Raw genomic sequence first — 7,875 nt, 5'->3', positions numbered from 1 at the left:
CCTCCCCCTGGGGGGGGGGGGCTCGGGTTTTGTTTCAACCGCCCGCGGGGCGGCGGGTACACCGGGGGGCGCCCCCCCCCGCCCCCCCCCCCCGCCCCCGGGGGGGGGGCTTCTCCCGTTTCCGGGCCCGGACGAGGGCGCCGGGTGCCGCGTCCGTTCTGGATTGCGGGCCTAATGGATGAAATGCATCTGTTTCGGGTATATCCCGTCCTGCCGCTCGGATGGCCGCCAAACGGGTGGGACCCGGCCATAAGCGCAGGTGTCGCAGTATGACCGGCTCAGGATCGTGATTCCTTTTTGTCAGATCTTGTGCCCAGACTGCCCGGCACCCCGGCAGCCGACCGTGAAGGAGAGCCGGATGGGCCGACAGTTTCCCCGCACGGCCGCCGCCCTGACCGTCCTCGTGGCCGGGCTGCTGACCGGCTGGAACGCCCCACTCTCGGTGGCCCAGCAGTCCCCTGACGCCTGGTCGGGGGAACGCCGGGCGGTCCTGCCCTCCGGCCTCTCCGTCCAACTCGAATTCGCCGCCACCCCGGGCACCGAGGTGGCCGCCGCGGCCGGCGAACTGGCCGACCGCCCCGGCGGGGGGCGTGCGGCCGGGCCGTACACGGACGGAATGCACCCCGGAAACCCCGCGCAGACCTTCAGCGTCACCGAGAACCGCCCGCAGGCGGACGGATCCTGGCGCACCGTCGGAACGCTCCGGCTCGCCTTCTCCCGACCGGTCCGCAATCCCCGGCTGCACCTCAGCGGACTGGTCGCGCTCGCCACCGGGAAGTCCGGCACCACCAGCACCGCGGCCCGGCTGACCCTCACCGGCGGCTCACCCTCCGCCCCCACCCTGGTCAACCGCACCGACTGGCCCGGCTGGACGGTCGACGCCAACGCCCTCGCACCCGTCGGCGCCGACGGCAGCTCCGACGGCGCGGCCGGCTCCGCCTCCGAGGGCACCCTGGAACTCGCCGGCACCCTGCGCACCGCGGTCTTCCGGGTCGAGCAGCGCTCCACCGCCCGGGCCGGCAGCACCACCACCCCGCCCGTCCTGCGCCAGGCGTACACCGTCACCGTCGACGAGGACCTCGGCACCGCCCCGCAGAACTACGGCAACGCCTCGCACGTGCTCTCCGACCTGTTCCTCGGCGCGGACGCCGCCAACCCGGCGCACCGCACCCGACCCCGGTCCGCCGACGACCCGGGCACGGCCGACCGGTCGACCGGCGAGCCGCTGGTCCAGCTCGACCACGGGGCCGGCCGGCGCAGCGTCTTCACCAGCCCGCCGCCGCCCAAGCTCCAGCCCGGCCGCGCCGAGTACCAGGGCGCCGACCCGTCGATCAGCTTCCCCACCGAGGCCGCGATCGGCCGCTACTACCGGCTCAGCGTCCCGGTGGCGGTCGGCGACCAGCCCGCGACCCTGGCCGGCTGGATCGACTTCGACCACAGCGGGCGCTTCGACCCCGCCGAGCGGGTGCAGGCCGAGATCCCGGCCGGCGCCGACACCGCGACCCTGGAATGGACCGTCCCGACCGGCGCCGCTTCCGGCGACACCTGGGCCCGGCTGCGGATCGCCCGCGACGCCAGCCAACTCGTCCCCTCCGGCGGCTTCGCCGACTCCGGGCAGGTCGCCGACCAGCGGATCAAACTGACCGTCGGCGCCGCCCGGCCCGAGGTCGCCGAACCCGTCGACGGCGCCGTCCTCGCCGAGGCCCGCCCACGGATCCACGGCGACGGAGCGGTCGCCGGCGCCTCGGTGGAGATCCGGGACGGCGACGCCACGGCCTGCCGGGCCCGGGTCGAGCGCGGCGGCGACTGGTCCTGCCGGCCCGATGGAGCGCTCACCGCGGGCCCGCACGCCCTCACCCCGGTCGAGATCACCAGCGGTGGTGTGGTGCTGCGCGGCGACGCCGTCCGGGTCACCGTGAAGACGGCGCCGCCCGCACCGCCCGTCCTCACCCTCCCGGAGTACACCAACGACCCGGGGATCCAGCTCACCGGCACCGGCGAGGCGGGCAGCACCGTCGCGGTCACCGACCAGGCCGCCGAACTCTGCCGCAGCGCCGTCCGGGCGGACGGCCAGTGGTCCTGCCTGCCGGTCGAGAACCTGGTGGACGGGCGCCACCTGCTCACCCCCGTCGCGGTCGACGAGGCCGGGAACCGGACGGCCGGGCAGGCGGTCGCGCTGGTCGTCGACACCGTCCCGCCGGACAAGCCGGTGCTCGGCTCGCCGGCCGCCGGGGAGACCCTGCGGGTCAGCCGGCCGACGTTCACCGGGCGGGCCGAGCCGGGCTCGAAGGTGCTGGTCACGGCGCGGGCGGGCGGCTCGGCGGCCTCGGGGCCGGGTTCGGCTCCGGCTTCGGTCTCGGGTTCGGGTTCGGGTGCAGGCGAGCGGACGGTGCTGTGCGGGGTGACGGCGGCGCTCGACGGCAGCTGGACCTGCACCGCCAACCGGGACCTGACGGACGGGCAGCAGTGGCTGGTCGTCACGGCGACCGACCTGGCGGGGAACGGGGCGGCGGCGGATGCGGTGCCGGTGCGCGTCGCGGCGGCGCCGAGCCCGTCGGCATCGGCATCGGCATCGGCATCGGCTTCGGCATCGGCGTCGACTCCTGCGGTGCCGAGTGCGGTGGCGTCGACTCCTGCGGTGCCGAGCTCGGGGGCGTCGGTTCCCGTGCGGCCCAGCCCCGCAGTCTCGGTGCCGACCGTGCCGACCGTGCCGAGCCCGTCGGCGTCGGTGCCGATGCCGGTCGGGCCGAGCCCGAGCGTGGCGGTGCCGGTGTTGCCCTCGGCCGGTGCTTCCGCGCCGGTGGCCTCCTCCGTACCGTCCCGTCCCGCGACGTCGCCCACGTCCATGTCCACGTCCAAACCCACGTCCACGCCTTCGAGCCCGGTCACCTCGTCGCCGAGCCCGGTTGTGGGGGCGACGCCCGTTGCATCCGTGCTCGCGCCGGCGCCGGCGGGGCTGCTGCCGATCGCCGTTCCGGCGGTCGCCCGGCCGCCGGCGGCGGTGGCCGGGCCGTCCGTTGCTTCAGCCACCCCCACCGTCCCGACCGTCCGGATCGCCCCCACCACCACCTCCGCCGGTTCCGTCCCTCCGACGCTCCGTACCGTTCCGTCCCTGGGCGCCAGCCTGTCCCGGGCGGCCGTCGGCGTCATGGCGTCGTCACCGTCACCGTCACTGACACCACCTCTGACACCGCCTCCGCCTCCGTCACCGCCACCGTCATCGACGCCGGTGGCGGCCGAACCGCTCGGGTCCGCCGGGGAGGATGCCGGGCCGCTGCCGGCGCCGCCGAGCGCGTCGCCCGTGGGGGCGGCCGCGGAGGCCTCGCAGGCGGCGGCCGCGCGGTCCACCGCGAGCGGCTGGCGCGGTGGGGTCGCCGGTGGCCTGCTGGTGCTCGCCGGGATCGGGCTGATCACCCGCCGGGTGTTCGCCCGTGGTGACGGTGTCCGGCGGCGCTGACCTGCGCTGAACCATCCCGACTACCCGTTCATGTGCCTGCGCGTCAGGTCGGCTTCGGACGATTCGTCAGCAAATGTCGACACACCTCATCATAAATGTCGCATTTGATGACGTATGAACTTAGCCTGATCTTGGCACTGCCCGTCAGATCCGGGCCGCCCGTTGCGCGACACACCGACCCCGAGGATCCGTGCATGGACGTCACCCGCGATTCTTCGCAGCGACCCGACCACCTGCCCCAGGTACTCCCACCGGCCTTGCCGGAACGTTCCGCCTCCGGCGCGAGCCCGCTGGCCAAGGCCACGGTCGTCAAGACGGCCAAGCCGCTCGGCCCGGTCGACGGCGGCCCCGCGACCACTCCGCTGGTCGTCGTCCCCGGCCCGGCCACCGGCGCCTCCGCCGACCTGCGCGATCCGCTGGAGGCGGCCGCCCCGGCGACCGTCGAGATCCCGGAAACCACCCAGGTCGGCGCCCCCACGGCCGCCACCTCCCGCCGCCCCCCGCGCGCCGACCAAGCGGTCCGCGAGCACCGCGCCACCGCCCTGCCCGGCTGGATCGCCCTGCTGGTGGTGCTGGTCGGCGTGGCAGGCGTGCTGCTGATGCTGCTGCGCGACGGCGTCATCCCGTACTGGGACGCGCTGCCCGACCTGCGCAGCGCCGCCGCGCAGGCGAGTGGCCAGGCCGAAGTGGACGCCAAGTCGGTCGCCGCGGTCAGCGCGGTCGGCCTGCTCGTGGTGTTCGCGCTCGCCGGGCTGCTGGCCAACGCGGGCGGCGAGACCCGGGTGCTGACCCGCTGGGGCCGCTACCGGGGCACCGTCCGCCGCACCGGCCTGGTCTGGGTCAACCCGCTGCTGCGCCGACGCCGGGTGGACGTGCGGCTGCGGCACTGGCGCAGCGAGCCGGTCAAGGCGGTCGACCGGACCGGCACGCCGATCGTCGTCCGGCTGCTGATCGTCTGGCGGGTCAAGGACACCGCGCGGGCGCTGCTGGCGATCGAGGACCACGAGAGCTACCTGCGCGAGCAGGTCCAGGCGGTGCTCACCCGCACCGCGTCCATCCTGCCGTGCGACAGCAACGCGGCGCCCGGGCCCGCGCTGCGGGACGGGCAGTGGTTCGCCGACGAGCTGACCAGAGCACTGGCCGCCGAGGTCGCCCCGGCGGGCCTGGAGGTCTACTCGGCGCAGCCGCTGGCGCTGGACTACGCGCCCGAGGTCGCCGAGTCGATGCGCCGCCGCCGGCTGGCCGACCTGGACGCGGGCCTGCGGACGGTGCTGGTGGACGACGCGGTCGAGGCGGCGGCGCTCGCCGTCCGGCGACTGGAGCGCGCCACCGCCCACGAACTGGACGAGGCCGCCCGCAGCGCGCTGATGGAGCAGCTGCTGGTCGCCTTCGTCGCCCCGGCCGGAGTGGCCGCCTCGGTACCGCCCCCGGCCGCACGGGCCGGGCGGAAGGAAGGACGACCCGCATGAGGATAGCCACCGGCGCGTACGCCGATCCCGGCCTCGACCTCGACGCCGATTTCGACGCCGCCCTCGACCGGGGCCTGATCGGCTTCGAGGAGAGCACCGGCAGCATCCCTGCGATCGCGGGCTGCGGCTGCCCGAACTGCGCGGCCCGGCCGCACACCGCCCGCCCCGCGACGGCGACCGGCGGCAGCCGAATACACCGCGCCGTGCGGAGTACCTGCCTGGCCACCACCGTGCTGGCGGGCGCCGGCGTGGTCGGCCTGACGGCCGGTGCCGGGTCCGCGCATGCGGCGGCCGGGAAGCAGGGCTGGGACGGGTCGAAGTACTGGTTCAAGAACGGCGCCGGCGAGTGGCGGTGGACCAGCCACTACGACGTCTACGCGAACCGCGCCGGCCAGTCCGGCGGCTCGGGCGGCTCCGGCGGTGCCAGCGGGAAGGTGGCCGCCGTGTCCAACGGTTCGGCCTCCTCCGCTTCCTCCTCCGGACTGCGCCAGGGCTGGGACGGGTCGAAGTACTGGTTCAAGAACAGCGCCGGCGAGTGGCGGTGGACCAGTCACTACGACGTCTACGCGAACCGCACCGGCCAGTCCGGCGGTGGTGCGGATCCCGCTCCCGCCCGGCCCGCGGCCACGCCGTCGGCGGACCAGGCACCGGCTTCCGGCAGCGTGGAGTCGGCCATCGACTACGCGCTCGCCCAGCTGGGCAAGCCGTACGTCTGGGGCGGCAACGGCCCGTCCGGCTACGACTGCTCGGGGCTCGTCCAGCAGGCCTACCGGCGCAGCGGGATCAGCCTGCCGCGGGTGGCCGACGACCAGTACGCGGCCACCACGCCGATCAGCGCGGGGCAACTGCGCCGCGGTGACCTGGTGTTCTGGTCGGACAGCGGCCGGGCCTCCGGGATCCACCACGTGGGGATCTACCTGGGCGGCGGCAAGTTCGTCGAGGCGCCCCGGCCCGGCAAGACGGTCCGGGTGTCCACCCTCAACTCGGGCTACTACCCGACCCACTTCGGGCGGCCGTAGCGCCGGGGCGCACCGGGCCCCCGACAGCGGCGTGCTGTCGGGGGCCCGAAGCGCGACCTGATCGTCCCCGCGGAGGGAACGGGTGCGCAGTTCGGGCCCGATCTGCCAATCGGCCGGTGCGCCGTGCGCGTTGGCCGTCTTTTCCGGGGCGGATTCGCCGACCGCCTGGAAAGTCTCCTGGATTTCGTCGAGGGTGCCGGAGCGGGCCCTCGGATCGGCGGGGCCGACGGTCACTCTGCCGGTGTTACCGCCCGGGCCCGGATTGTTTGCGGAATCGAGGGCCGGGCGCGCGTACTTCTTCCGGCCCTCGTCGTCGAAGAGCCCGTCCGGGCGGGATTTCCGGCGAGGCTGCCCCCGTGGCGGCTTCGGCGTCGAAGTCCTGTTCCGTGCCCGGTCGTTCGTGGGCCAAGGCTGATCACTGCGGCCGGTGTTCTCAGCCGGGTGGGGTTCGCCGGGCACGGGTGCAGGCTGCGAACGGGCCCGGGTGGGGGCGGGTTCGCAGCCTGCGGGGTGGGGCGGGGTCAGGCGGAGGCGGTGTCGAGGAGGGCGGTCTGTTCGGGGGTGAGGCGGAGCGTGGTGGCTGCCAGCAGGGGCGGGAGCTGCTCGACGGTGCGGGCGCTGGCGATGGGGGCGGCGACCGTCGGCCGCCCGGCCAGCCAGGCGAGGGCGACCGTGGCGAGTGCGACGCCGTGTTCCCCGGCGACGGTGTCCAGGGCCGCCAGCACCTTCGGGCCGCGCGGGTCGTCCAGGTAGCGGGCGGCGCCCTCGGAGCGGGCGCTGTCGACGCCGGGGCCGCCGGGGCGGTACTTGCCGGTGAGGAAGCCGGAGGCGAGCGCGTAGTACGGGACGGTGGCGAGGCCGTGCTCGGCGACCACGTCGGCCAGCGGGCCCTCGAAGGTGCCGCGCGAGACCAGGTTGTAGTGCGGCTGGACGGCGACGTACTTGGCCAGGCCCTCGCGGTCGGCGAAGGCCAGCGCCTCGGACAGCCGCTCGGCGCCGATGTTGGAGGCGCCGACCGCGGCGACCTTGCCCTCGCGGACCAGCTCGTCCAGCGCGGTGACGAACTCCTCGACCGGGGTGTCGTCGTCCCGGTGGGTGTAGTACAGGTCGATCCGCTCGACGCCCAGGCGGCGCAGCGAACCCTCGGCCGCGGCCTTGATGTTGGCCGCGCCCAGACCGCCGGCCTCGGGGTGCATGCCGACCTTGGTGGCGATCACGACGTCGTCGCGGTTGCCGCGGCTGCGCAGCCAGTTGCCGAGGACGGTCTCGGACTCGCCGCCGGTGTTGCCCGGGGCCCAGGCCGAGTAGACGTCGGCGGTGTCGACGAAGTTGCCGCCGGCCGCCGCGTAGGCGTCCAGGACGGCGAAGGACTGCTGCTCGTCGGCCGTCCAGCCGAAGACGTTGCCGCCGAGGGAGAGCGGGAAGACGGACAGGTCGGAGGCGCCGAGGCGGACCCGGCCCGGGGCGTCGCTGTGGTTTCCGGTCATGGTCGGATTCAACCGGATCGCACCGGGCGGCATTCCGTGTGTCGGGCGGACTTCACGAGGATGTCGTACCACCGTTGCACGACCGGGTGGTGGGGGTCGCGCAGGAGGGGTCCGGGGTGTCCGTGAGGTGGGCGGATTCGTTAGAGTCCGTGCCATGGCTGACAACGACTACGACCCCGCCGGCAGCACCCAGATGTTCCGGGCGTTCGTCGACGAGACCCCGGCGGCCCCGCAGGCGCCGGGCACCGTCTCCACCTACGGCCGCAGCAGCAGCGGTGGTGGTGGCCGTACCGGCGTGATCGCGCTGGTCGCCGTCATCGTGCTGGCCGTGTTGGGCGGCGTCATCTGGCTGGCGGTCAAGTGATCATCGCGGCGGGGGACCGCCCCCTGGGGGCCCCACCCCCCGCAAACACGGGGCCCACCAAACGGGAGCGCGCGCGCAC

General features: G+C 74.9%; 5 protein-coding genes. 4 read left to right on the top strand and 1 reads right to left on the bottom strand.

Annotation, left to right across the window (positions count from 1 at the left end; translation table 11 throughout):
• The first annotated feature begins 358 nt into the window (after positions 1 to 358).
• The 3 genes from ACFV61_RS22570 (at position 359) to ACFV61_RS22560 (ending at position 5,945) form a co-directional block, all read left to right on the top strand.
• Positions 359 to 3,457: an Ig-like domain-containing protein gene (locus tag ACFV61_RS22570; protein WP_380493582.1), complete on the top strand. Its 3,099-nt coding sequence runs from the start codon at positions 359 to 361 to the stop codon at positions 3,455 to 3,457.
• A gap of 194 nt (positions 3,458 to 3,651) precedes the next feature.
• Positions 3,652 to 4,926 (top strand): SPFH domain-containing protein, encoded by a 1,275-nt coding sequence (locus tag ACFV61_RS22565; RefSeq protein ID WP_380493580.1) that lies wholly within the window; start codon positions 3,652 to 3,654, stop codon positions 4,924 to 4,926.
• A complete protein-coding gene (locus tag ACFV61_RS22560; protein ID WP_380493578.1) occupies positions 4,923 to 5,945 on the top strand; it encodes a C40 family peptidase in 1,023 nt (340 codons plus the stop codon). Before ACFV61_RS22565 ends, ACFV61_RS22560 begins: the two co-directional genes overlap by 4 nt.
• A 521-nt stretch (positions 5,946 to 6,466) precedes the next feature.
• Here the strand turns inward: ACFV61_RS22560 and ACFV61_RS22555 are convergent.
• On the bottom strand, positions 6,467 to 7,432 hold the full coding sequence (locus tag ACFV61_RS22555; protein ID WP_380339914.1) for an aldo/keto reductase: 966 nt from the start codon (positions 7,430 to 7,432) through the stop codon (positions 6,467 to 6,469).
• Between the two features lie 154 nt (positions 7,433 to 7,586).
• Here ACFV61_RS22555 and ACFV61_RS22550 point away from each other — a divergent pair, with 154 nt between their 5' ends.
• Entirely contained in the window at positions 7,587 to 7,796 is a 210-nt protein-coding gene (locus tag ACFV61_RS22550; protein WP_063348621.1) for a hypothetical protein, read from the top strand.
• Positions 7,797 to 7,875: the final 79 nt, after the last annotated feature.

Origin of the sequence: Kitasatospora sp. NPDC059817 (genome assembly GCF_042731835.1) — a bacterium.
Lineage (GTDB): Bacteria > Actinomycetota > Actinomycetes > Streptomycetales > Streptomycetaceae > Kitasatospora.
Note: the sequence above shows the minus strand (reverse complement) of the source record. Positions and strands in the feature narration are given on the sequence as shown.